At 73.3% G+C, this 26,962-nt stretch carries 25 protein-coding genes; 10 read left to right on the top strand and 15 right to left on the bottom strand.

All coding sequences use genetic code 11. The annotated features are described in order from the left end of the window. Positions 1-141 precede the first annotated feature (141 nt). The 4 genes from GA0070216_RS13315 to pdxH form a co-directional block, all read right to left on the bottom strand. Complete coding sequence (locus GA0070216_RS13315) at positions 142-744, bottom strand: nitroreductase family protein (protein WP_091244779.1); 603 nt, start codon at positions 742-744, stop codon at positions 142-144. A 2-nt stretch (positions 745-746) separates the two neighbouring features. After that, on the bottom strand, positions 747-1,676 hold the full coding sequence (locus GA0070216_RS13310; protein WP_091244777.1) for an aldose 1-epimerase family protein: 930 nt from the start codon (positions 1,674-1,676) through the stop codon (positions 747-749). Between the two features lie 68 nt (positions 1,677-1,744). After that, on the bottom strand, positions 1,745-3,040 hold the full coding sequence (locus tag GA0070216_RS13305) for an MFS transporter (protein ID WP_091244774.1): 1,296 nt from the start codon (positions 3,038-3,040) through the stop codon (positions 1,745-1,747). Further along, the gene (gene pdxH, locus GA0070216_RS13300; protein ID WP_091244770.1) at positions 3,037-3,666 is read right to left on the bottom strand and encodes a pyridoxamine 5'-phosphate oxidase; all 630 of its coding nucleotides are present in this window, start codon (positions 3,664-3,666) and stop codon (positions 3,037-3,039) included. The genes GA0070216_RS13305 and pdxH overlap by 4 nt, the downstream gene beginning before the upstream one ends. A 269-nt stretch (positions 3,667-3,935) precedes the next feature. Here pdxH and GA0070216_RS13295 point away from each other — a divergent pair, with 269 nt between their 5' ends. From GA0070216_RS13295 to GA0070216_RS13280, 4 genes are all read left to right on the top strand, one after another. After that, positions 3,936-5,042: a citrate synthase 2 gene (locus GA0070216_RS13295; protein WP_091244766.1), complete on the top strand. Its 1,107-nt coding sequence runs from the start codon at positions 3,936-3,938 to the stop codon at positions 5,040-5,042. Between the two features lie 379 nt (positions 5,043-5,421). Next, the gene (gene serC, locus GA0070216_RS13290; protein WP_091244763.1) at positions 5,422-6,549 is read left to right on the top strand and encodes a phosphoserine transaminase; all 1,128 of its coding nucleotides are present in this window, start codon (positions 5,422-5,424) and stop codon (positions 6,547-6,549) included. Between the two features lie 189 nt (positions 6,550-6,738). Continuing rightward, a complete protein-coding gene (gene sepH, locus GA0070216_RS13285; protein ID WP_091244757.1) occupies positions 6,739-7,818 on the top strand; it encodes a septation protein SepH in 1,080 nt (359 codons plus the stop codon). Between the two features lie 60 nt (positions 7,819-7,878). Next, positions 7,879-8,865: an aldo/keto reductase gene (locus GA0070216_RS13280; protein WP_091244752.1), complete on the top strand. Its 987-nt coding sequence runs from the start codon at positions 7,879-7,881 to the stop codon at positions 8,863-8,865. Between the two features lie 186 nt (positions 8,866-9,051). On the opposite strand, the gene thpR is transcribed toward GA0070216_RS13280, so the two are convergent. The 5 genes from thpR to GA0070216_RS13255 all read right to left on the bottom strand — a co-directional run bounded on the left by thpR (position 9,052) and on the right by GA0070216_RS13255 (position 13,739). Then, positions 9,052-9,624: an RNA 2',3'-cyclic phosphodiesterase gene (thpR, locus tag GA0070216_RS13275; protein WP_091244748.1), complete on the bottom strand. Its 573-nt coding sequence runs from the start codon at positions 9,622-9,624 to the stop codon at positions 9,052-9,054. Further along, positions 9,621-10,136: a hypothetical protein gene (locus GA0070216_RS13270; protein ID WP_091244743.1), complete on the bottom strand. Its 516-nt coding sequence runs from the start codon at positions 10,134-10,136 to the stop codon at positions 9,621-9,623. Before GA0070216_RS13270 ends, thpR begins: the two co-directional genes overlap by 4 nt. Before the next feature lie 179 nt (positions 10,137-10,315). Then, on the bottom strand, positions 10,316-11,620 hold the full coding sequence (locus tag GA0070216_RS13265) for an MFS transporter (protein WP_091244738.1): 1,305 nt from the start codon (positions 11,618-11,620) through the stop codon (positions 10,316-10,318). Positions 11,621-11,686: 66 nt separating this feature from the next. Continuing rightward, positions 11,687-12,136: a MarR family winged helix-turn-helix transcriptional regulator gene (locus tag GA0070216_RS13260; protein WP_176738949.1), complete on the bottom strand. Its 450-nt coding sequence runs from the start codon at positions 12,134-12,136 to the stop codon at positions 11,687-11,689. A 124-nt stretch (positions 12,137-12,260) separates the two neighbouring features. After that, complete coding sequence (locus GA0070216_RS13255) at positions 12,261-13,739, bottom strand: NCS2 family permease (RefSeq protein ID WP_091244735.1); 1,479 nt, start codon at positions 13,737-13,739, stop codon at positions 12,261-12,263. Positions 13,740-13,828: 89 nt separating this feature from the next. Between GA0070216_RS13255 and GA0070216_RS13250 the strand changes: the two genes are divergently transcribed. Beyond that, positions 13,829-14,086: a DUF2530 domain-containing protein gene (locus tag GA0070216_RS13250; RefSeq protein WP_091244731.1), complete on the top strand. Its 258-nt coding sequence runs from the start codon at positions 13,829-13,831 to the stop codon at positions 14,084-14,086. A 70-nt stretch (positions 14,087-14,156) separates the two neighbouring features. Here GA0070216_RS13250 and GA0070216_RS13245 read toward each other — a convergent pair whose 3' ends face one another. Further along, complete coding sequence (locus GA0070216_RS13245; RefSeq protein WP_091244728.1) at positions 14,157-15,032, bottom strand: DUF3027 domain-containing protein; 876 nt, start codon at positions 15,030-15,032, stop codon at positions 14,157-14,159. Between the two features lie 86 nt (positions 15,033-15,118). Here GA0070216_RS13245 and GA0070216_RS13240 point away from each other — a divergent pair, with 86 nt between their 5' ends. Beyond that, positions 15,119-16,873 (top strand): MFS transporter, encoded by a 1,755-nt coding sequence (locus tag GA0070216_RS13240; RefSeq protein ID WP_091244725.1) that lies wholly within the window; start codon positions 15,119-15,121, stop codon positions 16,871-16,873. After that, positions 16,870-17,520 (top strand): futalosine hydrolase, encoded by a 651-nt coding sequence (locus GA0070216_RS13235; protein WP_091244721.1) that lies wholly within the window; start codon positions 16,870-16,872, stop codon positions 17,518-17,520. Before GA0070216_RS13240 ends, GA0070216_RS13235 begins: the two co-directional genes overlap by 4 nt. Positions 17,521-17,619: 99 nt before the next feature. On the opposite strand, the gene GA0070216_RS13230 is transcribed toward GA0070216_RS13235, so the two are convergent. Beyond that, entirely contained in the window at positions 17,620-18,630 is a 1,011-nt protein-coding gene (locus tag GA0070216_RS13230; protein WP_091244717.1) for a GNAT family N-acetyltransferase, read from the bottom strand. 365 nt (positions 18,631-18,995) lie between these two features. On the opposite strand from GA0070216_RS13230, the gene GA0070216_RS13225 reads away from it, so the two are divergent. Beyond that, positions 18,996-20,129 (top strand): 1,4-dihydroxy-6-naphtoate synthase, encoded by a 1,134-nt coding sequence (locus tag GA0070216_RS13225; RefSeq protein WP_425413150.1) that lies wholly within the window; start codon positions 18,996-18,998, stop codon positions 20,127-20,129. Here GA0070216_RS13225 and GA0070216_RS13220 read toward each other — a convergent pair. Beyond that, positions 20,090-20,476, bottom strand: a complete 387-nt coding sequence (locus GA0070216_RS13220) for a cold-shock protein (RefSeq protein WP_091244711.1) — start codon at positions 20,474-20,476, stop codon at positions 20,090-20,092. The two genes, GA0070216_RS13225 and GA0070216_RS13220, sit on opposite strands and share 40 nt — an antisense overlap. Before the next feature lie 28 nt (positions 20,477-20,504). After that, positions 20,505-21,128: an HAD family hydrolase gene (locus GA0070216_RS13215; RefSeq protein WP_091245282.1), complete on the bottom strand. Its 624-nt coding sequence runs from the start codon at positions 21,126-21,128 to the stop codon at positions 20,505-20,507. Positions 21,129-21,212: 84 nt separating this feature from the next. On the opposite strand from GA0070216_RS13215, the gene GA0070216_RS13210 reads away from it, so the two are divergent. After that, positions 21,213-23,678, top strand: coding sequence for a helicase-associated domain-containing protein (locus tag GA0070216_RS13210; RefSeq protein WP_091244708.1), 2,466 nt, complete (start codon positions 21,213-21,215; stop codon positions 23,676-23,678). Between the two features lie 89 nt (positions 23,679-23,767). Here GA0070216_RS13210 and GA0070216_RS13205 read toward each other — a convergent pair whose 3' ends face one another. Together GA0070216_RS13205 and GA0070216_RS13200 are read right to left on the bottom strand one after the other, a co-directional pair. Continuing rightward, positions 23,768-24,028 (bottom strand): hypothetical protein, encoded by a 261-nt coding sequence (locus tag GA0070216_RS13205; RefSeq protein ID WP_091244705.1) that lies wholly within the window; start codon positions 24,026-24,028, stop codon positions 23,768-23,770. A gap of 142 nt (positions 24,029-24,170) precedes the next feature. Further along, the gene (locus GA0070216_RS13200; RefSeq protein WP_091244700.1) at positions 24,171-25,061 is read right to left on the bottom strand and encodes a L,D-transpeptidase family protein; all 891 of its coding nucleotides are present in this window, start codon (positions 25,059-25,061) and stop codon (positions 24,171-24,173) included. 167 nt (positions 25,062-25,228) lie between these two features. Here GA0070216_RS13200 and GA0070216_RS13195 point away from each other — a divergent pair, with 167 nt between their 5' ends. Further along, a complete protein-coding gene (locus GA0070216_RS13195) occupies positions 25,229-26,908 on the top strand; it encodes a DNA repair helicase XPB (protein ID WP_091244697.1) in 1,680 nt (559 codons plus the stop codon). Positions 26,909-26,962 lie beyond the last annotated feature (54 nt).

Raw genomic sequence — 26,962 nt, 5'->3', positions numbered from 1 at the left:
GTGGTGCCGGGCCACGCCGAAGTGCCGCACCGTGCGGCACCGATGACGGTGCCAGCCTATCCGCCCCTGCCACACCGCGTTTTGCTCCCTGTTGTCGGTTTCCCTCGCCCCGCTACCCACTGCGCAGGGTACGAACCGACATCAACTCCACCGACCGCGCCGGACCACCTCGTCCACCGGACGACGTCCCCGTCGCAACGACGGTGACCGATGGTCCACCGCCCGGTAACCCACAGTGATCGCACCGATCGGGTGGTACTCCGGCGGCACCCCGAACGCCTCCCGGTACGGCGACAACCGGTCGGGCGGAATGCCGAAGAAACACGCCCCCAACCCCTCGTCCACGACGGTCAGCAGCATCAGCAGCGCGGCGAAGCCCGTGTCGACGTACCAGTAGGGCACCGGCCAGCGGTCCTCCGAGCGATCCGCCCAGCCCTTGTCCGGCTCCGCGTACCGCTCCAGGTAGACCGACCGGTTGGCGTGCGGCACCACGATCAGCGGGGCCCGCCGCATCCCCGCCAGCCACCGGTCCCGGCCACCCCCCGAGGGGGTGGCCGCCGCCCAGAACCGCTCCCGGTCCGCCGGCTCCTCCAGCACCAGAAAGCCCCAGCCCTGGGCGAAGCCCGCCGACGGCGCCCGGACCGCGTGGTCGAGCAGCCGGTCCACCACGTCCGGCGGGACCGGACGGTCCGGGTCGTAGTTGCGCACCATCCGGCGACGCCGGACCACCTCGCCGAACTCCACGCTCAGACCCCGGGCCGGATGCCCCAGGTGCCCCGCCAGGTCTCCCCCGGGCCCAGCGTGAGCACGTCCCGGCCGGACCGGAACGCGTCCGGCGGGCAGGTCATCGGCTCCACCGCCACCGACCGGCGGTGCCGCTCGCCGGTGAGCGCGTCGCCGGTGAAGACCTGCCACCAGCCGAACTCGCGGTCCGCCCAGAGGTGCACCCCGTCCGCGTCGTCGGGGGCGGTCAGGGTGACCGACGAGCCGCCGTCCTCGTCCCGGATCACGTCACCGAAGCAGAGGTCGAGCTGCGCGTCACCGATCGGTCGGGGGCTGGTCCAGTCGTACTCGGTGCCGGCCACCGGGGTCGCCCCGATCGGCAGCAGCCGGGCGTCGACCTGCAACCGGCTGCGGGCCGGCAACCGCATCGTGAGGTCGTCCACCGCCACCCCGGCCAGCCGCAGGTAGGGGTGCACGGAGAAGCCGAACGGCGCGGCCTCGGCCCCGGTGTTGGTCACCTCGTGCGCGCCGCGCAACCCGTCCGCCCCCACACTCCACCGGGTACGCAGCCGCAACGGCCACGGGTAACCGGGGGTCGGCGGCAGGTCGTAACCGAGGGTGACCGCGTCGGCGGACTCCTCGATCAGCTGCCAGCGCACCCAGTTGACCAGGCCGTGCAGGGCCACGCCCCGGGCCGGCTCGGTCAGGTCGAGCTGCAACGCGCGGCCGCCGAAGGTGTACTTCCCGTCCCTGATCCGGTTCGGCCAGGGGGCCAGCACGTGCCCGGCGCTACCGGGGCTGATCTCGTCCTCGGCGTACCCGTCGAGGTAGTCCACCCCGTCCCGCCGGTACGTGCGTACCCCACCGCCGACCTCGACGATGACGGCCTCGTGGCCGTCGGCGGCGATGGTCCACTGTGTACCCGAGGGCGGGCGGTGCGTGCCGTTGTCCATATCGTGACCTTAGTCGGTGCCCTGGCCCGCCCGCCGGGCCCGGCGCAGCCGTCCCACATGGCGCGGGGTCAGCGGCGGTCCCCCGCCACCACGGTGCCGGCCCGGTAGCGCAGCAGGGCCGGGAAGCACGCCACCAGCAGCAGTGCCAGCCCGGCCGAGAGCAGCCCGCCACCGACCCAGGCGACGCCACCACCGAACCCGGCGGCCATCGCCCCGGCCCGCAGGTCGCCCAGCCGTGGCCCGCCGGCCACCACCACCGTGTTCACCCCCTGGAGCCGGCCGCGCATCCGGTCCGGTGCGTAGACCAGCAGCATCGACTGCCGCAGCACCGCGCTGACCAGGTCGGCCGCCCCGGCCACCGCGAGCAGCAGCACCACCAGCCAGAGCTGCCGGGCCAGCCCGGCCGCCGCGATGGCCAGCCCCCAGCCGACCACCGCCACCACCAGGGCCAGCCCCTGCCGACGCAGCCGGCCGATCCAGCCGGAGGTCAGGCCACCCAGCATCGCCCCGATCGCGATGGCGCTGTAGAGCCAGCCCACCGCCGCCCCACCGCCGAACCGCTCCTGCGCCACCTCGGGAAAGAGCGCCCGGGGCATGGCCATGATCATCGCGATCAGGTCGATGGCGAACGAGGAGAGCAGCACCGGTGTGGTCGCCAGGTAGCGGAAGCCGTCGAGGATGCCGGCCAGGCCGCCCCGACGCGCCTCGCCCTCGGCGGGCGGGGCCGGCGGCATCGCGGGCAACCGCAGCGTCGCCACCACCAGCGCGGTGAACAGCAGCGCGTCCGCGGCGTACGCGATGGGTAGCCCGGTGTCGGTGCCGAAGGTGGCGAAGATCAGGCCGGCGGCCAGCGGGCCGACCACCGACGCGGCGGTGAAGGTGGTGTAGTTCAACGTGGTGCCCGCCGGGACCAGCTCCGGCGGCAGCAGCCGGGGCAGGATCGCCGAGCGGGCCGGCGAGCTGATCGCGAACGCGATCGAGTGCACGGTCACCAGCGTCAGCAGCAGCACCGGGCTGCCGACCCCGGACAGCGCGTGCCCGAGCAGGCCGAGCATCGACACCCAGAGCAGCGCCGAGCCGACCAGCAGCACCCGCCGCCGGTCCCGGGCGTCGGCGACCGCCCCGCCCCACAGCCCGAAGACCAGCAGCGGCAGGAAACCCGCCACCCCGAGCAGGCCGACCCAGAAGGAGTCCCGGGTCAGCGCGTACATCTCCACCGGCACGGCGACCGCGGTGAACTGGAACCCGAACATCGCCACCGTGTTGCCGAGCCACAGCCGGCGGTACGCGGGAACCCGCAGCGGGCGCAGGTCGATGGCCAGCCGACGGGCCCGCCCCGACCGGGCCGGTGTGACGGCGGTCACGGGGCCAGCCGCTCGACGACCCAGTCGCCCCCCTCGACCCGGCGGAACCGCAGCCGGTCGTGCAGCCGGCCGGCCCGGCCCTGCCAGAACTCCACCGCCTCCGGCCGGACCCGGAACCCACCCCAGTGCGGGGGCGCCGGGACCGGCGTGGCGGCCGGGAAGCGCTCGGCTGCCGCCCGGTACGCCTCCTCCAGCGCGGCCCGGTCCGACACCACCTCGGACTGGGTGCTGGCCCAGGCCCCGAGCTGGGAGCCGCGCGGCCGGGTGGCGAAGTACGCCTCGGTCTCGGCCCGGTCGACCGGGCGGACCCGGCCGGTCACCACCACCTGCCGCTGCATCGCGAACCAGGGGAAGACCAGGCTGGCCCACGGGTTGACGGCCAGTTCCCCGCCCTTGCGCGACCCGTGGTTGGTGTAGAAGACGAAACCCTCCCGGTCGTACTCCTTGAGCAGCACCGTCCGACCGCTGGGCCGGCCGGCGGCGTCGGCGGTGCCGAGGACCATCGCGTTCGGCTCGGGCAGCCCGGCCGCCACCGCGTCGGCGAGCCAGCAGCCGAACTGGGTGGCCCAGTCGGCGGCCAGCTCCGCCTCGGAAAGGCCCCGGTCGGCGGCGTACTCGTTACGCATGGCCGCCAGGGCGGGTGTGTCGCCCGTCACGTCGTTCTCCCTCCGGGGCGTCCGGCGCCCTGGAGACGCTGGCCAGCCCACTGATCAGTCTCACGGAGAGCACCCCGGCGTCCAGCGGCGGGGATGTCGCGTGCAGCACAGTCGCGGCGGGTCGCGCGCTTGGTTACTCACCAGGCAAGATGGCGAGAACACATCCCTGAGGGTCGCCTAAGGTACCGGGCCGGACCGAGCCCGTGGCGGGCGCACCGAGCCGGAAGCCAGGAGACGACATGGCCGACTTCAAACCGGGCCTCGAAGGCGTCGTGGCCTTTGAGACCGAGATCGCCGAACCGGACCGCGAGGGTGGCGCGCTGCGCTACCGGGGCGTGGATATCGAGGATCTGATCGGTCAGGTCTCCTTCGGCAACGTCTGGGCGCTGCTGGTCGACGGACGCTTCGGCCCCGGCCTGCCGCCCGCCGAGCCGTTCCCGGTGCCGGTGCACTCCGGCGACATCCGCGTCGACGTGCAGTCCGCGGTCGCCATGCTCGCCCCGTACTGGGGGCTCAGTCAGCTGCTGGACATCTCCGACACCCAGGCCCGTGCCGACCTGGCCCGGGTCTCGGTCACCGCGCTCTCCTTCGTCGCCCAGTCCGCCCGCGGCCTGGGTCTGCCGGCGGTGCCGCAGAAGGAGATCGACAAGGCCGAGACGATCGTCGAGCGCTTCATGAAGCGCTGGCGGGGCGAGCCGGACCCCCGGCACGTCAAGGCCGTCGACGCGTACTTCATCTCGGCCGCCGAGCACGGGCTGAACGCCTCCACCTTCACCGCCCGGATCGTCGCCTCCACCGGCGCCGACGCCGCGGCCTGCATCTCCTCCGGCATCGGCGCGCTCTCCGGCCCGCTGCACGGTGGCGCGCCGTCGCGGGTGCTCACCATGCTGGAGGCCGTCGAGCGCAGCGGCGACGCCGAGGGGTACGTCAAGGGCGTCCTCGACCGGGGCGAGCGGCTGATGGGCTTCGGCCACCGCGTCTACCGGGCCGAGGACCCGCGCGCCCGGGTGCTCCGGCGCACCGCCCGGGAGCTGGGCGCACCGCGTTTCGAGGTCGCGGAGGCGCTGGAGAAGGCCGCCCTGGCGGAGCTCCAGGCCCGCCGCCCGGACCGCGTCCTCGCCACCAACGTCGAGTTCTGGTCGGCCGTGGTGCTGGACTTCGCCGAGGTCCCGGCGCACATGTTCACCTCGATGTTCACCTGTGCCCGGATGGGCGGCTGGTCCGCGCACATCCTGGAGCAGAAGAAGCTCCAGCGACTGGTCCGGCCGTCCGCCCGCTACATCGGGCCGAACACCCGCAAGCCGCAGCAGGTCGAAGGCTGGGACGCCATCCCGCACGGCGTCTGATCCCGTTCCGCACCGAGGGGCGTCGACCGGTCGGTCGACGCCCCTCATGCGTGCCACCCGGGTCCGGCCCGACGGACGATTCAGCGACGCGCAACCCGGCCGGCCGCGACCACCGGCCGGCCGCCCGGCGATGGGTGGGTGATCAGGAGCAGCCCGGCCGGCGGCCGACGGTTGATCATGTGGCGGTGTGGCCGACGCCTCAGGTCCGGGCCTGGGACCAGCCGGCATCCGGGCCGCCACGGGTGCGAGGATGAAGGCCGGCAGTGTCGCCGGACCGGGCCCGGACCCGGCCACGTCGTGCGCCCGCGCACACGTCCGCCGCGGTTCCGCGTCCGTTGAAGGGCCCGCCCTCGCCCCATGCGGAAGGATCGAGAAAACCGTGGCTGACGCACCGACCATCCGGATTCCCGACGACATCAAGCCCGCCGACGGGCGGTTCGGCTGCGGGCCGTCCAAGGTCCGTCCGGCGGCGGTGTCCGCACTCGCCGACGTGGCGACCAGCTACCTGGGCACCTCGCACCGGCAGCAGACCGTCCGCGCCGAGGTCGCCCGGCTGCGCCGGGGCATCGCCGAGTTCTTCTCCCTCCCCGAGGGCTACGAGGTGGTCATCGGCAACGGTGGCGCCACCGCCTTCTGGGAGGTCGCCACCTTCGGTCTGGTCCGCGACCGGGCCCAGTTCGCCAGCTTCGGCGAGTTCGGCGCGAAGTTCGCCAAGTCGGTCAAGGATGCGCCGTTCCTCGGTGAGCCGAGCGTCCGCAAGGCCGAGCCGGGCAGCGCCCCGGGCCTGTTGGCCGAGGCCGGGGTGGACGTCTACGCCACCCCGCACAACGAGACCTCCACCGGTGTCGCGGTGCCGATCAACCGGGTGGCCGACGCCGACCCGGGCTCGCTGCTGCTGGTGGACGCCACCTCCGGCGCGGGCGGCCTGGACGTCAACGTCGGCGAGACCGACGTCTACTACTTCGCCCCGCAGAAGTGCTTCGGCTCCGACGGCGGTCTCTGGCTGGCCCTGATGTCGCCGGCCGCACTGGAGCGGGCCACCGAGATCAAGGGCTCCGGCCGCTACATCCCGGCCTTCCTCGACCTGGTCACCGCGATCGACAACTCGCGGCTGGAGCAGACGTACAACACCCCGGCGCTGGCGACCGTCTTCCTGGCCGCCGAGCAGACCGACTGGATGAACTCGCAGGGCGGCCTGAGCTGGGCGGCCAAGCGCACCGCCGAGAGCGCCGGGATCGTCTACGGCTGGGCCGAGCGGGCCGAGTTCGCCACCCCGTTCGTCACCGACCCGGCGCTGCGCTCCAACGTGGTCGCCACCATCGACTTCGCCGACGGGGTGGACGCCGCCGCGATCGCGAAGGTGCTGCGGGCCAACGGGATCGTCGACACCGAGCCCTACCGCAAGCTCGGTCGCAACCAGCTGCGGGTCGCGCTCTTCCCGGCGGTGGAGCCGGCCGACGTGGAGGCGCTCACCGCCGCCGTCGACTACGTGGTCGAGCGGCTCTAGCCACACCCGTCACGGTGGGTGGTCGCAGCGGCTGCTGCGACCACCCACCGTGATCATCGCCGCAGCTCAGTCGCGACATGCGCACGTCGCATCCCCCACCTGTGGGCAGATGCGCGTACGGTGGTGCGAGGACGCCCGGGTGGCCGGCTCGTGGCGTGACGGCCAGCGAAGCGGGACGGAGGCTACGCCATGCGCCCAGTACGCTTCGTCGCCCTCTCCGAGGACGGCCAGGCACTGGTGCTCGCCGACGAGGTCGGGCGCCTACTCGCCCTCCCCATAGACGAACGCATCGCGACCGTGCTGCACGCGGAGCCCGGTGCGCCGCCGCTCACCGTGGTCCCCACCGGGGTCGACCCGACCCCGTCACTGTCCCCTCGGGACATCCAGGCCCGCATCCGTTCGGGCGAGTCCGCCGAGGACGTCGCCCGGATCGCCGGCGTGCCCGTCGACCGGGTGCTGCGCTACGCCGGCCCGGTGCTCCAGGAGCGGGCCATGCTCGCCCAGCACGCCCGGCGCACCCGGCTCAAGGGCGCCGAGAAGGCCACCCCGCTGGCCGAGGTGGTCAACGGCCGGCTGGCCCAGCACGGCATCGACACCGAGAAGATCTCCTGGGACGCGTTCCGGCGCGACGACGGCACCTGGCGGATCATCGCCACCTGGCCGTCCGGCAAGGCCACCGCGCAGGCCGTCTGGGATCTCGACAAGCTCCGGCAGAACGTCACCCCGCACGACGACATGGCGCAGTACCTGTGCGCCGAGCGTCCGACGCCGATCCTCGGCCAGGAGCCGGCACCGGAACGCGGCGGCCACGCGCTGCCCGGCCCGTCGCGTGGTGAGCCGAGTCGGGGCGGGCACGGCCTGCCGGCCGCCAGCGAGCAGGCCCGTCCGGGCCGGGACCCGATCCGGGCCGGGCGGGACGCCCTGCTCGCGTCGCTGGACCGTCCGCTCGGCGGCACCTCGGGGCGGGGTCTCGACCCGCGCTCCCCGGCCGCGCTGGCCGGCTCCGACGCACCCCGTCAGCGGGCCGTCGGCGGTGGCGCCGCCGCGCTGCTCGGCGGTGGGCAGGGTTCCGCCTTCGACGACGACTCGGACGCGCCCAAGGAGGTCCCGGCCGTGCCGTCCCTGGCCGTGCTCCGGCCGCGCCGCACGGGTGCGGCCGCTGCTGCGGGTGGCGAGTCGACGGACGCCTCGGGCAAGCCGCGCAAGCGCCTGCCCAGCTGGGACGACGTCCTCTTCGGCACCGGCCCGGCGGCCCGCGAGTCCTCCTGATCTTCGCGGCCACCCTGGCAGCGCGAGGCACTCCAGGTCCGCGCGTGTCAGGGTGGTCGGATGGAGTACACGAATCTGGGACGCACCGGACTGTCGGTGAGCCGGCTCTGCCTCGGCACGATGAACTTCGGGCCGCAGACCTCCGAGCCGGACAGCTTCGCCATCATGGACCGGGCGCTCGAACACGGCATCAACTTCTTCGACACCGCCAACGTGTACGGCTGGCAGACCGGTGAGGGGCTCACCGAGCAGATCATCGGTCGCTGGTTCGCCCAGGGCGCGGGCCGGCGGGACAAGGTCGTCCTGGCCACCAAGGTCTACGGCAAGATGGGCGAATGGCCCAACGACCAGGGCCTGAGCGCCCGACACATCGTCCGGGCCTGCGAGGACTCGCTGCGTCGGCTGCAGACCGACGTGATCGACCTCTACCAGATGCACCACGTCTCCCGGAGCACCCCGTGGGAGGAGATCTGGCAGGCGATGGAGACCCTGGTCGCCCAGGGCAAGGTGATCTACGTCGGGTCGTCCAACTTCGCCGGTTGGCACATCGCCCAGGCGCAGGCCGCCGCCGGGAAGCGCAACTTCCTCGGCCTGGTCGCCGAGCAGTCCATCTACAATCTGCTCACCCGGCACGTCGAGATGGAGGTGATCCCGGCCGCGCAGCACTACGGCCTGGGGGTCATCCCGTGGTCGCCGCTGCACGGCGGGTTGCTCTCCGGCGTGCTGCGCAAGATGGCCGAGGGCGGGGCCGCGCGGGGCACCAGTGGTCGCGCCGCCGACGGGCTCGCCGCACACCGGCCGGCCATCGAGGCGTACGAGAAGTGCTGTGCGGAGTGGGGCCACGACCCGGCCGACGTGGCGTTGGCCTGGTTGCTCTCCCGGCCCGGGGTGACCGCCCCGATCATCGGCCCGCGCACCGTCGCCCAACTCGACAACACCCTGGGCGCGCTCACCGTGGAGATCGACGAGGCGACGGAGCAGCGGCTCGACGAGTTGTTCCCGCCGGTCGGCAACGGCGGTCCCGGCCCGGAGGCCTGGGCCTGGTGACCCGAACACCCGCCTGACCGGGCAGCGACCCGCCCACCGTCCGGTCGCCCCGCCCATTCCCACCGGGCCACCTGCCCCGCCGGGTGGCCCGGTCGGCGATGATCCACTCAATGGGGGCGACGTTGCGGTGTCCGAGCGCCTCGGACACCGCAACGTCGCCCCCGTGGCACCGGCTCTCGGGGCGGGTCAGAGGGGCCAGGTGGTCAGGTGGGTGTAGCGGGGGCCGGGGCGGCTGTGGACCAGCACCAGTTCGGTGGCCGGCCACTGCGGGCCGCGGTGGGCGGCGAGGGCGAGCCGGTCGGCGTCCACCTCGGACGGGTCGAGCCGGTCACCGGGACGGGCCACCGTCAGATGTGGACGCCACGGTTTCCCGTCGTACGGCTGGCCGGCCCGATCCAGCTCGGCACGGATCAGCCCGGCCAGCGTCCGCAGCGCGGGCACCTCGCCCCGCACGTCCGCCCACAGCACGGTGGACCGACCCTGCCCGAACACACCCCCGCCGCCCAGCCACAGCCGGGGTGGGTGCGTCCAGCCGGCGCGGGCGGCCCCGGCGGCCGACCCGAGGGCGTCCGTCACCTCGGGCAGCCGGCCGGACTCGACCTCACCGAGGAAGGCCAGCGTGACGTGCAGGTGTGCCGGCTGCGCCAGGCGTACGTCGAGGCCGACGGCGCTGGCCGCACCGACCCGGAGCCGGGACACCCGGTCGGTGAGGTCGGCGACGGCGGGCGGCGGCGGGTAGACCGCGACGAAGAGTCTCACGCCCGCCGGTCACGGGGGCGGCGATCGGCGCGGGTGGTCGGCAGCGTGAGCCCCGCCCCGGCCAGCACCCCCTCGACCCGGACCCGTTCGATCTCCCGGTCGACCCCGGTCAGCTCGGCCAGGTGCTCGGGGATGCCCAACGCCCGGCAGGCGGCGCGGAGCCGGTCGTCGTACGCCTCGATCACCGAGCTGTGCCAGACCACCGAGCGACCGCCTGCGGCGAGCCGGTGTCGGCCCAGTCGACGCAGGTCGGCGGCGAGGAGTTCGAGGGGTCGGCGGTCGGGGTGGTCCAGGGCGGAGAGGTCGATGTCCCGGCCGGGCAGGTCGGCGGCGAGGGCGCGGTCGAGCCGGGCGATGGTGCGGCGTTCCCGGCGGCGTTCCCGCCACTCCGCCCAGCCACAGGCCACCCGGTCGGCGATCTCGTCGAGGCAGAAGAGCAGGGCGAACGCCAACGGCAGGCAGGTCAGGGCGAGGATAGCCAGTATCAGCGTCAGTGCGCTCCCGCCTGCCACACCTCGACGCTAAGGCCCGGCGGGGCCGCGCGCCACCGCTTTGTTGCTATCCGCACACCGTCCGTGCCGGCCCACCGGCAGCGGGACCCCGGTCCACCGGCGGCGGGACCCCGGTCCACCGGCAGCGAAACCCGCCCGCCGGCAGCGGGACCCCGGCTCACCGGGCTGCGGGGCCCGGCTCATCTACCGCTGGGGGTGAGCAGGCGGGGGCGGGAGACCACGTAGAAGCGGGGCATCGGCAGGACCCGGAAGCGCAGTCGGGCACCCGAGCGCCGCAGTTGCCAGGTGAGCGCGAGCAGGGCGGTGGCCAGCGAGATGAGTCCACCCATCCAGATGCTCGCCCCGGCGCCCCAGGTCTCGGCGACCCAGCCGATGATCGGTGCGCCGACCGGGTTGGTGCCGAGGAAGACCAGCACCCACAGCGCCATCACCCGGCCCCGGAACGCGGCGTCGGTGCCGAGCTGCACCCGCTGGTTGGCCGCCTGGGCGAAGAAGACCATGAAGAAACCGGTCGGCAGGAGCAGGGTCACCACCAGCCAGTACGCCGGAGCGAGGCCGACCAGGGTGCCGAAGGCCGCGCAGCCGACCGCCGCGCCGAGCACCAGCCAGACCGAGGGGCGGCTGCGCCGTCCGGTGCCGGCGAGCGCCCCGACCAGCGCGCCGACCGCCAGCGCGGTGCTGAACAGGCCGAACGAGGCGGCCCCGGTGTGGAAGACCGTCTTGGCCAGCGCGGCGAGGGTGAGCTGGAAGTTGAACAGCGACATCCCGATCACCGACATGACCACCATCGGCAACAGCAGGTCGGGACGCTGCCGGACGTAGCGCAGCCCGTCGATGATCTTTGCCGAGTCCCGTTCGCCGATCGGGAGCAGGTCCTTGCGGTACAGCTCGGCCGGGCGCATCCGGACCACGTTGGCCAGTGGCGCGATGGAGCTGACGGCGGTGAACAGGAAGACCGGGCCGACGTCGAAGGCGGCGATGGCCAGACCGGCGACGGCCGGGCCGATGATCCGGGCCGAGTTGAACACCGCCGCGTTGAGGGAGAGCGCGTTGGGCAGCAGGGTGGTGCCGACCAGTTCGCTGACGAACGCCTGCCGGACCGGGGTCTCCACCGCGTTGGCGGTGCCGAGCAGCGCGGCGAACGCGAAGACGTGCCACAGCTCGACCAGGCCGGTGAGCACCAGCAGGCTCATCCCCAGGGCCAGCACCGTCCAGAAGGTGTTGGCGACGAAGAGCAGCATCCGCTTGTCGTACCGGTCGGCGAGCCGGCCGGAGAGCAGGGTGAGCAGCAGCACCGGGGTGAACTGGAGCGCGGTGACGATGCCCAGCGCGGTGGCGGAGTTGTCCGAGAGCTCAAGGACGAGCCAGTCCTGGGCGATGAACATCATCCAGACGCCGATCAGTTTGACCAGCTGTCCGGTGGCGAAGAGTCGGTAGTTGCGGACTCGTAGGGACTGGAACATCGTGCTCAGCTTCGCCTGCACTCTTGGTGCGCCTCCTCGGGCCGGGTACGCGTCATCGACGGCGGACGGCGCGGACCCGGTGGGGCGTCAGGCGCGGGCGAGCTGCTGGAGGATCTCGGCGGCCCGCCGTAGCGTGTCGCGTTCGTCCTCCGCGAGCGCGGCCAGCCGGCTGGCCAGCCACTCGTCGCGGGCCCGCTCGAACTGGTCGAGCACGGCCCGGCCTCCCTCGGTGGCCGCCAGGATGACCTGCCGGCCGTCGGTCGGGTGGGGGGTGCGCTGCACCAGGCCGCGCTCCTCCAGCTTCGCGACGATCTTGGTCATCGTCGGTGGCTGGACCCGTTCGACGTCGGCCAACTCCCGGGGCGTCAGCGCGCCCGCCAGCCGGAGGCTGGTGAGCGCGGAGAGCTGGGTGACCGTCAGGTCGCCCACCGGGCGGGCCTGCCGGACCCGCCGGTTGAGTCGGGTGATCGCATCACGCAGCTGGGGTGCCAGCTGCGCCGGTGGCACGCGGTTCGCCGTCACCGTCCGCTCCGTCACAGTCGTTAGCTTAACTAATGAGCCTGGCTAACGACATGCGATATGACCATGCTCACGAGGGGAATTCCCTGCTCCGGGCCAGGCAGTCCCGAGGGTTGCCCGGCCCGGAGGCCGACGGGTGAAGCTACAGCACCGCGGACTCGATCGGCCCGCGCAGGAAGTACAGCACGAACAGCACCGCCACCGCGTAGAGCAGCGGATGGATCTCCCGCGCCTTCCCCTTCGCCAGCTTGAGCAGCACGTAGCTGATGATGCCCGCGCCGATGCCGTTCGAGATCGAATAGGTGAAGGGCATCAGGGTGATGGTGAGGAACGCCGGGATGGCGATCTCGTAGTCGGTCCAGTCGATGGTCCGCACCGCGGTCATCATCAGGAACCCGACCACCACCAGCGCCGTCGAGGCCGCCTCGAACGGGATCACCGTGGACAGCGGCGACAGGAACATCGCCAGCAGGAACAGACCGCCGGCGACCAGGTTGGCCACCCCGGTCCGGGCACCCTCCGCGACCCCCGAGGCGCTCTCGATGTACGACGTGTTGCTGGAGACGCTCGCCGCGCCACCCGCCGCCGCGGCGATCGAGTCGACCAGCAGGATCTCCTTCGCCCGGGGCGGGGTGCCCTGCTCGTCGAGCATGTCCCCCTCCTGGCCGATCGCGACCATCGTGCCCATCGTGTCGAAGAAGTCCGTGATCAACAGGGTGAAGACGAACATCAGCGGGATCAGCCAGCCGGCCCGGCTCCACGAGCCCAGCACGTTGAAGTTGCCCAGCAGCGACAGGTCGGGGATGTCGACGATCCGCTCGGGCAACTTCGGCACGTTCAACGACCAGCCGTGGGGGTTGGGCTTGCCGTCGACGAAGGACGGGCCCACCTTGGCGACCGCCTCCACGATGATCGCCAGTACGGTCGAGGCGAGGATGCCGATCAGGATCGCGCCGCGCACCCGGCGCACCACCAGCACCAGCGTCACCAGCAGGCCGACCACGAAGACCAGCATCGGCCAGCTGACGATCTTGCCGTTGATGCCGAGCCCCACCGGCACGGTGCTGTTCGCCGCGTCCGGCACCCGCCGGACGAAACCGGCGTCGACCAGCCCGATGATGGTCAGGAACAGCCCGATGCCCACCCCGATCGCAGTCTTGAGCTGCGTCGGGACCGAGCGGAACACCGCCGTACGCAGACCGGTGAGCACGAGGATCGCGATGAGCACACCCTCGATCACCACCAGCCCCATCGCGTCCGCCCAGGTCATCTGCGGGGCGATCTCGAACGCGACCAGCGCGTTCACCCCCAGGCCGGCGGCCAGCGCCATCGGGAACCGCCCGACGACCCCCATCAGGATCGTCATCAGGCCGGCCACCAGCGCGGTCGCCGCGGCCAACGCGGGAATCGAGAGCTTCTGGTCGTCGCCGTCGACGGCACCGCCCAGGATCAGCGGGTTCAGCACCACGATGTACGCCATCGTGAAGAAGGTCGCCAGGCCACCCCGTACCTCGCGGCTCATCGTCGAGCCACGGGCGGAGATCTCGAAGAACCGGTCGAAACCGTTCCGGGGGTGGGTGGGATCAGAGGGAATGCCGTTGTCCGGCGGCGCAATGGCCATCAGGTCCTCGCAGGTGATCTACCGTTGTCGCGCGCATCGTCCCAGATCAACGGCAGGCCGGGAAAGTGCTTCGCGGTACGCTTCTGCCCGTGCCGCAGGAGCAACCACCCCGACCCGAGCCACTCGACCCGTCGATGGTCCCGCTCGCGGTGGCCGGACTGATCGCCTGGGCGGTGGTCGGCCTGCTGATGCTGGTCTTCTTCCGTGACTGGCTCACCGAACACGGCCACCAGGACTGGCTCTGGACCTGTCTGGCCGGGTTCCTGTGGGGCTTTCCCGGTCTGGCCGTGATGATGCGGCACGACGCACACCGCCGTCGCCGTCGGGCGTCCGCCCGGCAGGACTGACCGGTCCGCGCACCGGCGACCGGAACGCCGAAACCACGCCGACCCACCAGCCTGCGGGCCGGCCCTGTGGTCAGGAGTGGCGCGAAGGCTCCACCGGCTCGGACGGCTCCATCAGCTCGTACGGCTCCACCGAGTCCGACAGCTCCACCGGGTCGGCCGGCCCGCTGACCGTCATCGACTCGACCGCGCTGTCGTCGTACACCGTCGGGAGCTCGTCGATCGCCGGCTCGGCGGTCTCCACCAGGGTCTCCGAGTGCGCGCCGCAGCCGTGCTCGGCGCTGACCACCCGACCGTCGTCCGGGGCGTAGAAGTTGCCACAGGCCCCGAACGCCTGCCGCAGCGCACCGGCCAGCGGCAGATAGAAGCCGCAGGTGCCGCAGCGCGCCGAAGCGGGGGCAGCGGTGGAGATCGGCGCGGACGGGCCGTGGTCCCCGTCGTACCAGCGCTGGGCGGCCTCGGCCCGGCCCTCGCGGGACAGCACCCGGGGGCGGCCGAGGCCCAACTCCCAGGAGGTCTCCTCGACCGCCGGGTCGTCGGAGAGCAGGTAGCCGGGGGCGAGCCGGTCGTCGTCCGACGGGGTGAGGAGCAGGTCGCCGGGGCCGAGGTCGCCCGGCTGGAGGCGTTCCTGCCACGGCAGCCAGCCGGGCGCGAGCAGCGCGTCCGAGCCGGGCAGCAGCACGGTCTCACAGACGGTGACCTGCCGGCTGCGCGCGACCCGGGTGACGGTCACCGCCCAGCGCCAACCCCGGTAACCACCGAGCAGACATTCGAAATAGTGGGTGACGACCCGGTCACCTTCGGCGACGACCCGCAGGTGGTCACCGATGTCGGCGGGCTCCACCTCGGTGATGGCGTCGCGGGCCACCTCGACGGCGGCGGCGCAGACCTGGTCGAGGCGGGCGGCACGGGCGGGAGCGGGCCTGGTCACCAGACCATTGTTCCCCATGCACGACACGCGCCGACAGGCACTCCCCGAGTGAGTCTTCCCCCGTGGTGCGGCACACCTGGATCAGATGGGCAAGGATGGTGCACATGCCGCTGTTCTCCCGCTCCGGGCGGTCCGTAATGGGACGGACCGTCGGCACCGGCATCCGCGCCACCCGCCTGCTGCTGCGCGGCTCGGTCAACGGCGGACGCTGGATGACCCGACGGGCCGGTTCGGCCCGCGCGAAGGGCGCCGGCGGCGAGACCGGCATGGTCCGCCTCTTCGACCTGCACGCCGTCTCCTGCGCCGGGGACACGTTGATCGCCATCGGCCTGGCCGGGACCATCTTCTTCGACGTCCCGCTCGGTGAGGCACGCAGCAAGGTGGCGCTGTACCTGCTGGTCACGATGGTGCCGTTCGCGATGCTGGCACCCGTGGTCGGCCCACTGCTCGACCATTTCCGGCACGGCCGCCGGTACGCGCTGGCCACCACCATGCTCGGTCGGGCGTTCCTGGCCTGGCTGATCTCGGACTACATCGGCAGCCTGGGGCTCTACCCCGCCGCATTCGGGGTGCTGGCGCTGTCCCGGGCGTACGGGGTGGCCCGTTCCGCCGCCGTACCCCGGTTGCTGCCGGAGGGCCTCGGACTCTCCCAGGTGGGGGCGCGGGCCAGCGTCTACGGCACGGTGGCCGGGGCGTTGGTGGTCCCGCTGGGGCTGGCGGCGTTCTGGTTCGGGCCGCAGTGGCCGCTCCGGGTCGCCTCGGTCATCTTCCTGGTCGGCATGGTGATCGCGCTGCGGCTGCCGCCCCGCGCGGACTCCGAACCGCCGGAGCGGGTGCCCCGACCGCTGCGGGCGCTGCGCCGCAAGGGGGACCGCCCGTTGGGCCGGGGGCGGCCGGCGGGCCGGCTGGTCATCGCCACCCTGATCGGTGCCGCGGGGGTCCGCGCGCTCTACGGTTTCCTCCTGCTCTTCCTGGCGTTCGCGCTCAAGAAGGGCGACCTGACCAATGACCTCTTCGGTCGCCAGCTCAGCGACCAGGCGGCCCTGGGCATCATCGGCGGGGCGCTGGCGATCGGCGGCTTCCTGGCCACCGCGGTCGGCACCCGGCTGCGTATCCACCGGCCGGCGGCGATCCAGTCCAGCACGATGATCATCGTGGCCGGGGTGGGCATCCTGACCGTGCTGAAGTTCTCACTGCCGATGGTGGCGCTGTTCTGCCTGGTCGCAGCCCTGTCCAGCGGAATCGCCAAGCTCGCCGTCGACGCCTCGATCCAGGAGCGGATTCCCGAACGGCTGCGGGCCAGTTCCTTCGCCCACTCCGAGACCGCGCTGATGCTCGCCTTCGTCGCCGGTGGTGGGCTCGGCCTCGTGCCGTTCGAGGGCCGGATCGGCATCGCCGTCGCCGCCGGGGTGGGCGTCCTCGCCGCGGTGCGCGGGGTCGTCGTCGCCGGCCGGCTGCGCGCCGAACAACTGCTGGGCCGGCCGTTGACCGACGAGGAGTTGGCCGCCCAGGACCGGACCGACGCTGCTGCCGCGCGGACGGCCGACCCGGCCCCCGGGGTGACCGCACCGGCCGACACCGCCGCCGGCTCCACCGACACCACTGCCGGTCGTTCCGCCGGCGCTCGGGCCGACCTGACCGCCGGTCACCTGGCCGACAGCGCCGCCGACGAGGCGACCGAGGCGGCGGCCCGGGCCGCACCGACCTCACCGGCACCGAGCGGGGCGGCCGGCGTCGAACGTCACGACGACGGGCTGGCCCCGCCGGGATATCACATCTACCGCCCGTCCTCGGCGGTCCCGGGCAACGGCAGCAGTGCCGATGACCAGCCACGGCAGTCGCCGGGGTCGGTGTCGTGACGGGTCTGCTGGTGCTGACCGCCGTACCGGCCGAGGCGGAGGCCGTCCGGGCCGGGCTGACCGATCCGACGGTGACGGTCCGGGCGATCGGCGTGGGCCCGGCCGTGGCCGGCGCCACCACGGCCCGGCTGCTGGCCCTGGCCGAGGCCGCCGGCCGCCCGTACCGTGCGGTGGTCAGCGCGGGGATCGCCGGCGGCTTCGCCGGTCGGGCCCCGGTCGGCGGAACGGTGCTCGCCTCCCGCAGCGTCGCCGCGGACCTCGGGGCCGAGTCGCCGACCGGCTTCATCCCCGTCGACGAGCTGGGCATGCCCCCGGAACTGCTCGGTGGCGGCCCCACCATCGACGCCGATCCGGCACTGCTGGGCGCGCTACGCGCCGCCCTCCCGGCGGCCGTCGTCGGGGCGGTGCTCACGGTCAGCACGGTCACCGGCACCGCCGCGAGCACCACCGCCCTGGCGGACCGGCACCCCGACGCGGTGGCCGAGGCCATGGAGGGGTACGCGGTGGCGGTCGCCGCCGCGCAGGCCGGCATCCCCTTCGCCGAGCTGCGTACCGTCTCGAACCCGATCGGCCCTCGGGACCGCGACGGCTGGCGGATGCGCGAGGCGTTCACCGCCCTGACCGAGGCGGCCCGCGCGCTGTCCTGACGGATGCGCCCCCGAGCCCTGTACCGGGCGGGCGCGGAGCGGGAGGCGGCCCGGCGGGCGCGCGACCTGGGCGGTGGCCCGGGGGACGCGGCCGGGGGCCTACGCCGGTCGGGGTCGTCGGGGCGCTGGGCCGGTCGGGCGTTCCAGAGACATGGCGAGGGGACGACCGGCGGCCACGCGGAAGCCGCAGGCTGTCAGGAGTTGGATGCCGGAGTGCGCCTCGACCACCGCGCGGACCAGGCCGATGCCTACCCCCTGCATCCGCTGTGTCATGGCCGCCACCAGCCGGCCACCGATGCCGACCCGACGATGCCCGGCCGCGACCAGCACCCCGTCGAGCACCAGTTCGCGCGGCCCGTCCAGGCCGTCGCCGTAGAGCAGGTGCAGGTCACGCTCGTGGGCGCGCAACTCCCCCAGCAGAGTGCCGTCGGGAAGCTCAGCCACGAATCGCCAGGCCGTCGCGGGCCGGCCGTCGCCCACCACCCACCGGACCGTGGCGTCCCGACGGACCCGCTCCGCCGTCCGCCGCCGGTCCCGGTAACCCCGATTGCGTTCGTACGCCGCCGGCGGCAACCGCAGCGGCCACAGTGGGGGCGGCAGGTTGTACCAGTCCGCCCACCAGGCACCCGGCCAGTCCTTCGGCTCCCGAACCGGCCAGACGTCGAGGTGGGCCGGGTAGCGCCGCCCGGCGGTGTCCCGCAGGTCGTCGTGCGGCACCGGCGGTAGTGCACACGTCACCTCGGCAGTCGATGCCTCAGCGGCCGCGGTCACAGCCGTGGCGACGGTCACAGCGCCGGTGCCAGCGCCAGCGCGGGTGCCCGGGGCTGAGGTCGGGGCCGGGGCTGAGGTCGGGGCCGGGGCTGAGGTCGGGGCCGGGGCTGAGGGTGGCGTGATGGGCAGTGAGATCGTCAGGGTCCCGCCGACCGCCCGCACCAGTCGCTCGACCGTGTGGAACCGCGGGTCGGTTGCCCTGCCGGACTCGATCCGGGCGATGGTCGCCTGGGGCACCCCGGAGCGCAGGGCCAGCTCCCGCTGACTCAGGTCGGCCTCCCGGCGCAGCGCCCGGACCGTCCGGCCCAGGTCGGCGAGCAGGGCATCCTCCGTCGTCACCCCACCATGTTCCCGTTGCCCCGGCGCAGTTTCAACAGGCCCACCCGGGCTGTGGATAACCCTGTGGAAACCCGCTGGAGATGGGGACAAGGTACTGAGGTCGCGCCCTTTCGAGCTGATGACGCCAGCGATTCAGGGATCGGCTCGTACGCCTCGGAGGATCTACCACGCGGTGTTGCCGGCTCCTCCGTGACTCGTTGACGTCATCAGCTCGAAAGGGCGCGTAGGCACATTCCTCGCCCCGTTCGAGTCTGATGGGATCTTGATCCTGACCGGCCTCTGGAGCGCCCGGATGGTGCTGTGGGCGGTCACACCCCCATGGCGTGCCGCCGACGGCGTAGCTGTCACCCGCATGGTGCTGGCCGGTGCTAGGCACAGGTCCACCACACGCCGCGGCCACTGTGCCGCCCACCGGGCCGAGCGAGGCGGCGACGATCAGCAGCGCACCAGGCCCTCCCGCACCGGACCAGGCCCGCCCATCCACGAGCGGCAGGGGCGGGGTCACATCGGGTGGGCGCGGTGGAAGGGGAGGTCGGCAGCGGGGTTACCGTGAGGGCGTGGCGCTCTCCCTGGCGATCTCGCCCTGCCCCAACGACACCTTCGTCTTCGACGCGCTGGTGCACGGCCGGGTGCCGGGTGCGCCGCCGGTCAAGGTGACCTTCGCCGACGTCGACGTCACCAACACCGCCGCCGAACGGGGCGCCTTCGATCTGGTGAAAGTCAGCTACGCCGCGCTTCCGTGGCTGCTCGACGACTACCACCTGCTGCCCTGCGGCGGCGCGCTCGGCCGGGGCTGCGGCCCCCTCGTGCTCACCCGCACCGCCGAGACCCACCAGGCAGGCAGCGCCACCCGCGAAAGCGGCCACACCGCCCCCGAAACCCGCGATGCCTGGATCGCCGGGACAACCGGGACCGCCGGGACAGGGCAGGCGGACCGGGTCGACCTGAGCGGGGCCACGGTGGCGGTGCCGGGCGACCGGACCACCGCGTACCTGCTGTTCCGGCTCTGGTCGGCGGGTCGGCCGCCGGCCCGGATCGAGGTGGTGCCGTTCCACGAGATCATGCCCGGCGTCGCGGCCGGCCGCTACGACGCCGGGCTGGTGATCCACGAGGCCCGGTTCACCTATCACCGGCACGGGTTGACCGCGCTGGTGGACCTGGGCGAGTGGTGGGAGGCCGACACCGGCCTGCCCATCCCGCTCGGGGCGATCCTGGCCCGCAAGGGTGCGGTCGACCCGGTGGCCGCCGCCGGCTGGATCCGCGAGTCGGTACGCCAGGCGTGGGCCGACCCGTCGGCCAGCCGTGGGTACGTGCTCGCGCACGCGCAGGAGATGGAACCCGACGTGGTGGACCGGCACATCGGCCTCTACGTCAACGAGTTCACCGCCGACCTGGGGGACGCGGGGTTCGCCGCCGTGCAGGCGCTGTTGGGCCGGGCCGCCGACGCCGGGCTGGTGCCTCAGACCTCCAACTCGCTGGCCACCGCGTGGACCAACTGAGCGACCTTCTGCGCCGTCTTGCGGTCGGGGAAGCGGCCCCGGCGCAGGTCCGGCTGGACCTTCGCCTCCAGCACCTTGATCATGTCTTCGACCAGACCGTGCAGCTCCTCGGCCGGCCGGCGGCGCAACTCCGCCATGGACGGCGGGGCGTCCAGCAGCTTGACCCCCATCGCCTGGGCGCCCCGTCGGCTGTCCACCACGCTGAAGTCGACCCGTTGACCACCCTTGAGGTCGGTGACACCCGCCGGCAGCGCGCCCTTCGGCAGGAACACGTCGCCACCCTCGTCGCTGGTGACGAACCCGTATCCCTTGGCCGCGTCATACCACTTCACTCGACCCGTCGGCACCTTGGAACCCCTGCTTCACTCGATACGACTACTGCTCCAAGGCTAGCCCGATGATCCGGTCGAGCGCCGCCGGGAATCCGGTGAGGTCGTCGAGCACGACCTGCGCCCCGGCGGCGCGCAGGTCGTCCGCCGGGCAGGGGCCGGTGGCCACCGCCACCCCCGGGATGCCGGCCGCCCCGGCCGCCACCATGTCCGCCACGTGGTCACCGACGTAGAGGGCGGCACCGTGCTCCCGCAACGACGTCGCCTTCTCCTCGGCGAACAGGTCCCCGGCCAACTCGTCGACCGCCAGCCCGAGGTGGTCCAGGTGCAGCCGGGCCAACCGGCCGATCTTGGAGGTGACGACCATCACCCGGCCGCCGTGTGCGTGCACCGCGTCGACCGCCTCCCGGGCGCCGGGCATCGGCACCGACGGGGTGATCGCGTACGCCGGGTACAGCTCCCGGTAGAGGGTCACCGCCTCCTCGACCCGCTCGGCCGGGAACCAGTGGGCGAGCTCGGTGCGCAGCGGCGGGCCGAGCCGGGAGACGGCCAGTTCGGCGTCGACCGGCACGCCCGTGCGGGCGGTGAGCGCCCGGTAGGCGGCGGCGATGCCGGGGCGGGAGTCGATCAGGGTCATGTCGAGGTCGAAACCGACCATCAGCGCGGACATCATGCGAAGGTACCCGGACAGGTCAGCCCGAGCCGGACGTCCGGGGGGCGCAATCGCCCGACTGCGGGCTAGCGTGGAACGACGATGACCACCTCACTCGCCGACCAGCTGCGCGCGCTGCCCGACGAGGCGCTCGCCGCACTGCTCCAACTGCGGCCCGACCTCGTCGTACCGGTGCCGGCCGACGTCTCCGCGCTCGCCCTGCGGGCCGAGTCGCGGGTGTCGGTCGCCCGCGCGCTCGACGGGCTGGACCAGTTCACCCTCCAGATCCTCGACGCCGCCCGACTCACCCGGGATCCCTCGGACGGCACCACCTCCACCGACGCGGTGCTCGCCATGGCCACCGCCGGACCGCACCCGCCCGCCCCGACCACCGTCCGGAGCGCGGTCGACCGGCTCCGCGCCCGGTTCCTGCTGTACGGCCCGGAGCAGGCGCTCCGGGTCGCCGGCAGCGTGGACGAACTCGCCCCGTACCCGGCAGGTCTGGGTCGGTCGGCACAGGAGCTGGACCTACGGACGGCGGCGCTCTGCGCGGACGCCGCGAAGCTGCGCCGGACGCTGCTCGCCGCGCCCCCGTCGGCGCGGGCGATCCTGGACCGGCTCGCCGCCGGCCCGCCGGTCGGCAGCGTGCCGCCGGGCTCGCTCCAGGCACCGGCGCTCGGCGCGGAGGGCGACCTACCGCCGGACCCCACCAACGGTGGCGCCCCGACCGGGTCGCCGGTGCGCTGGCTGGTCGAGGCCCGGCTGCTGGTGGCGGTCTCCCCCGGGACGGTCGAGCTGCCCCGCGAAGTGGGGTTGCTGTTGCGCCGGGACACCGGCCCGCTCGGGTCGCTGCGGGCCAGCCCGCCGCCGGTCGACGCACCTCCCCGGGAAGCGAAGGCCGCCGACTCCGCCGGGGTCGGGCAGACCATGGAGGTGGTACGGCACACCGAGGCGCTGCTGGAGGCGCTGGCCACCGAGCCGGCACCGGTGCTGCGGTCCGGCGGGGTCGGGGTCCGCGACCTGCGCCGCCTGGCCCGCTCGGTGGCCCTGGACGAGCCGACGACCGCGCTACTGGTCGAGGTGGCGTACGCGGCCGGCCTCCTGGGTGAGCTGGACCTGCCCGCCGCCGCCAGCCGGTACGGCGGCGAGCAGCAGGTGCTGCCCACCGGGGCGTACGAGGTGTGGCGGGCGATGTCGCTGGCGCACCGCTGGGAGCAGTTGGCCCGGGCGTGGTTGACGATGAGCCGGCAGGCTGGCCTGGTGGGGCAGCGCGACGACCGGGACCGGCCGATCAGTGTGCTCTCCGCCGAGGCGGAACGGGCCGGTGCGCCGGCCGCCCGCCGGGCGGTGCTCGGGGTGCTGGCCGATCTGGAACCGGCCACCGCCCCCACCGCCGAGGAGGTGCTGGCGCTGCTCGACTGGCGGGCGCCCCGGCGCAGCAGGGGGCGGGAGGCCGCGCACCGGGAGGTGCTGACCGAGGCGGCCCGGCTCGGGGTGACCGGCCTCGGCGCGCTCACCTCGTACGGGCGGCTGCTGCTCGCCGGGGTCACGGAGCCCGATGAGCGGGGCGGGGACGACCCGCTGGGGTTGCGCGCCGACACCGAGAGCGGCGACCCGTCGGGCACGGTGCGGGCGCTCGACGCCCTGCTTCCCGCCCCGGTCGACCATTTCCTGGTGCAGGCCGACCTGAGCGTGGTGGTGCCCGGCCCGCCGGACCCGACGCTGGCCGGCGAACTGGAGGCGGTGACCGAGCCGGAGTCCGCAGGTGGGGCCAGCGTGCACCGGGTCACCACGGCCAGCATCCGGCGGGCCCTGGACGCCGGTTACACCGCCGACGACCTGCACGAACTGTTCCGCCGTCGGTCGCGTACCCCGATCCCGCAGGGGTTGACCTATCTGGTGGACGACGTGGCCCGTCAGCACGGCGGGCTGCGGGTCGGCTCCGCCGGTGGGTACGTGCGCAGTGACGACGAGGCGCTCCTCGCGGAGGTGCTGGCCGACCGGCGGTTGACGCCGTTGGCGTTCCGCCGGCTGGCCCCGACGGTGCTCTGCACCTCGTACCAGGTGGGGCGGATGCTGACCGCGCTGCGCGACGCCGGTTACGCCCCGGTGCCGGAGGACGCCAGCGGCACGATGGTGCTGTCCCGGCCTCGGGTCCGGCGGGCCCCGGCCCGGGTGCCGCTGACCGGCCGGGCAGTGGACCCGCTGGCCACGCCCCGGTTGGCGCTGCCCCGGCTGCGCGGTGTGGTGGAGCAGATCCGGCGGGGTGAGGCGGCGGCGCGGGCGGCCCGGCGGGCCCCGGCGGTGGTACGCGGCGGCGCGGCCCGCGCGGCGGCCGGCCCGCTGCCCGCGCACGGTCACGCCGAGGCCCTGGCGGTGCTCCAGCAGGCGGTCCGGGACAAGGCGCTGGTCTGGGTCGGTTATGTCGACGCGCACGGGGCGACGCTGTCCCGGCTGCTGCGGCCGGTGTCGATCGGCGCCGGCTACCTGCGCGCCGAGGATGAGCGGACCGAGATGCTGCACACCTTCGCCCTGCACCGGATCACCGCGGCCGTGCGGGAGGACTGACCGCCCGGCGGCACCGGGCCCGCCCGCCGGACGGCGCTTGCCGGTCGCCTGCCGCCGGTCGCCGCGCCCGGCCACCGGGCGCAGCCGGGTCAGCGGCGGCTGCGGCGGCTGCGGCGTACGGTGCCGATGACGGAGACGATGAGCAGCAGGGCGAAGGTGGTGCCGGCGGCCTCACCGACCGAGTCGATGAAGCCCTGCCGTTGCACCAGCCAGCCGAAGAGGAACCAACCGACGACGGCGATCCCGGCGACGGCGTACCCGACCATGGTGGCCGTGGAGACCTCGTCGGTCGGTGTCACCCGGTCGCCGTGCGACGCGTCCTCGGCGATCATCTCGTGATCGACGGTCATCCCAGCCCTCCCACCCCGTCCGGCCCCCGGCTTCCAGGGTGGCACCCGGTTGCCAGGACGGACAGGGGGAAACACCCCCATCCGGCCCCTATGGACAACTGCCGACGGGCCGGACCGAGACGGGCGGGGTGGGACGGGCGGATCAGGTGCCGGGACGGCGGCCGACCAGGACGACCCGGGAGCCGACCTTGCCCAACTCCCACCAGCGCACCGCGTCGGCGTGCAGCAGGTTGACGCAGCCGTGCGAGCCGATCCCCGCGTTGTGCAGGTAGGTGGTGGTCTCGTGGAAGCCGATCCCGCCGTTGAAGCGCTGCCAGTAGGGCAGCCACACCTCGTACGGGTTGGACCACTCCTTGAGGTTGCGCAGGTTCACCTTGTAGGTGCCGGCGGGGGTGGCGTAGCCGGCCATTCCGGTCCGGGTGACGGTGGGCTTGGCGACCACCTTGCCGTCGCGCATCACCCAGGTGGTCTGCCGGGTCAGGTCGATGCAGAAGGTGGTGCCGGAGCCGGCGGTGCAGCGCTTGACGTCGGTGGTGGCCAGGCGCTTCGCCACGTCGAGCGTCAACGGGCCGGCGCGACCCTCGGCCGGACGGATGTCGTACCGCTGCTGGAACTTCTTGATCGCGGCGCAGTCGGCGTCGGTCTGCCGACCGTCCACGGTGAGCGTGCCGAACCCGCCCAGCCGGGCCAGGTACGTCTCCACCTCACGCTGGTGTTCGCCCAGTTGGCAGCGGGTCAGGTTGGCCTTCGTCGGGGTGGGCGCGCGGCGTCCCTTCGACGGTTTCGGGGTCTTGGTGGCACGGGCCTTCGGCTGTGACTTCACCTTGGGCCGGGGCTTCTTGTCGGACCCGGTCAGCTGGTCGGGCAGGGAGGCGGCACCCGCCCCCGTTACCTGTTCCGCACTGCCGACCGGGGCGAGCCCTCCTCCAGTGCCACCCGGGTCGGCCTGCGGATCGGACGCGCACCCACCGGCGCCGACCAGCATGACCATGGCCAGGGCGACGACCCGGGCTCTGTGGCGGACCTGCATCATGTGCCTCCCCGGATCGGTCGTCCCACTGGTAGACGTGTGTCCTCTGGGAAACGTTGCACCCATTGCGAAGATTTTCTGGCAGTCTCCCACCCCGTGCAACACTGGATGGTCGACCTGCGGCGGGATTCGCCGCTGATCGGGGAATCCGGCCGAGGAGAGGACCTGGCGTGAGCGGTGGACCACTGATCGTGCAGTCCGACAAGACGCTGTTGCTGGAAATCGACCACCCGGACGCGCAGTCCTGCCGGATGGCGATCGCGCCCTTCGCCGAGTTGGAGCGTTCCCCGGAGCACGTGCACACCTACCGGCTCACCCCGTTGGGCCTGTGGAACGCCCGCGCCGCCGGCCACGACGCCGAGGCGGTGGTCGACGCGCTGTTGAAGTACTCCCGCTATCCGGTGCCGCACGCCCTGCTGGTGGACGTGGCCGACACGATGGACCGGTACGGCCGCCTCCAGCTCGCCAACGACCCGGCGTACGGCCTGGTGCTGCGCGGGTTGGACCGGATGGTGCTGATCGAGGTCGCCAAGAGCAAGAAGCTCGCCGGGATGCTCGGCGACAAGATCGACGACGACACGATCCGGGTGCACCCGTCCGAGCGGGGTCGACTCAAGCAGGCGCTGCTCAAGCTGGGCTGGCCGGCGGAGGACCTGGCCGGGTACGTCGACGGCGAGGCGCACCCGATCGAGCTGGCCGAGGCCGGCAAGGACGGCGGCAAGCCGTGGACGCTGCGGTCGTACCAGCGGGAGGCGGTGGAGGCGTTCTGGGCCGGCGGGTCCGGGGTGGTGGTGCTGCCCTGCGGCGCGGGCAAGACCATGGTCGGCGCGGCGGCGATGGCCGAGGCGAAGGCGACCACGCTGATCCTGGTCACCAACACGGTCGCCGGCCGGCAGTGGAAGCGGGAGCTGATCGCCCGCACCTCGCTCACCGAGGAGGAGATCGGGGAATACTCCGGCGAGCGCAAGGAGATCCGTCCGGTCACCATCGCCACGTACCAGGTGCTCACCTCGCGGCGCGGCGGCGCGTTCACCCACCTGGACCTGTTCGGGGCCCGCGACTGGGGCCTGGTCGTCTATGACGAGGTGCACCTGCTGCCCGCGCCGATCTTCCGGTTCACCGCCGACCTCCAGGCCCGCCGCCGGCTGGGCCTCACGGCCACCCTGGTACGCGAGGACGGCCGGGAGGGCGACGTGTTCAGCCTGATCGGCCCCAAGCGGTACGACGCGCCGTGGAAGGACATCGAGTCGCAGGGCTGGATCGCGCCGGCCGAGTGCACCGAGGTCAGGGTCACCCTGACCGACGCGGAGCGGATGTCGTACGCGACTGCGGAGGCCGAGGAGCGCTACCGGATGGCGGCGACCGCCCGCACGAAGCTGCCGGTGGTGCGCGCGCTGGTGCAGCGGCACCCCGACGACCAGGTGCTGGTGATCGGCGCCTACATCGACCAGCTCCACCAGCTCGGCGAATACCTGGACGCGCCGATCATCCAGGGTTCCACCACCAACAAGGAGCGGGAGCGGCTGTTCGACGCGTTCCGGTCCGGCGAGCTGCGCACCCTGGTCATCTCGAAGGTGGGCAACTTCTCCATCGACCTGCCCGAGGCGGCGGTGGCGATCCAGGTGTCCGGGACGTTCGGCTCCCGGCAGGAGGAGGCGCAGCGGCTGGGTCGGGTGCTCCGCCCGAAGGCCGACGGGCGGCAGGCGCACTTCTACACGGTGGTCTCCCGGGACACCATCGACACCGAGTACGCCGCGCACCGTCAGCGCTTCCTCGCCGAGCAGGGGTACGCGTACACGATCGTGGACGCCGACGACGTCCTCGGCCCGCCCCTGCCCACTGTCGACTGACCCCCGCCCTCGATCCGCGCCTCCTTCGACAGGTTCTGTCTCCCCCGGCGGGTA

Origin of the sequence: Micromonospora matsumotoense, from assembly GCF_900091525.1 — a bacterium.
GTDB lineage: Bacteria > Actinomycetota > Actinomycetes > Mycobacteriales > Micromonosporaceae > Micromonospora > Micromonospora matsumotoensis.
Note: the sequence above shows the minus strand (reverse complement) of the source record. Positions and strands in the feature narration are given on the sequence as shown.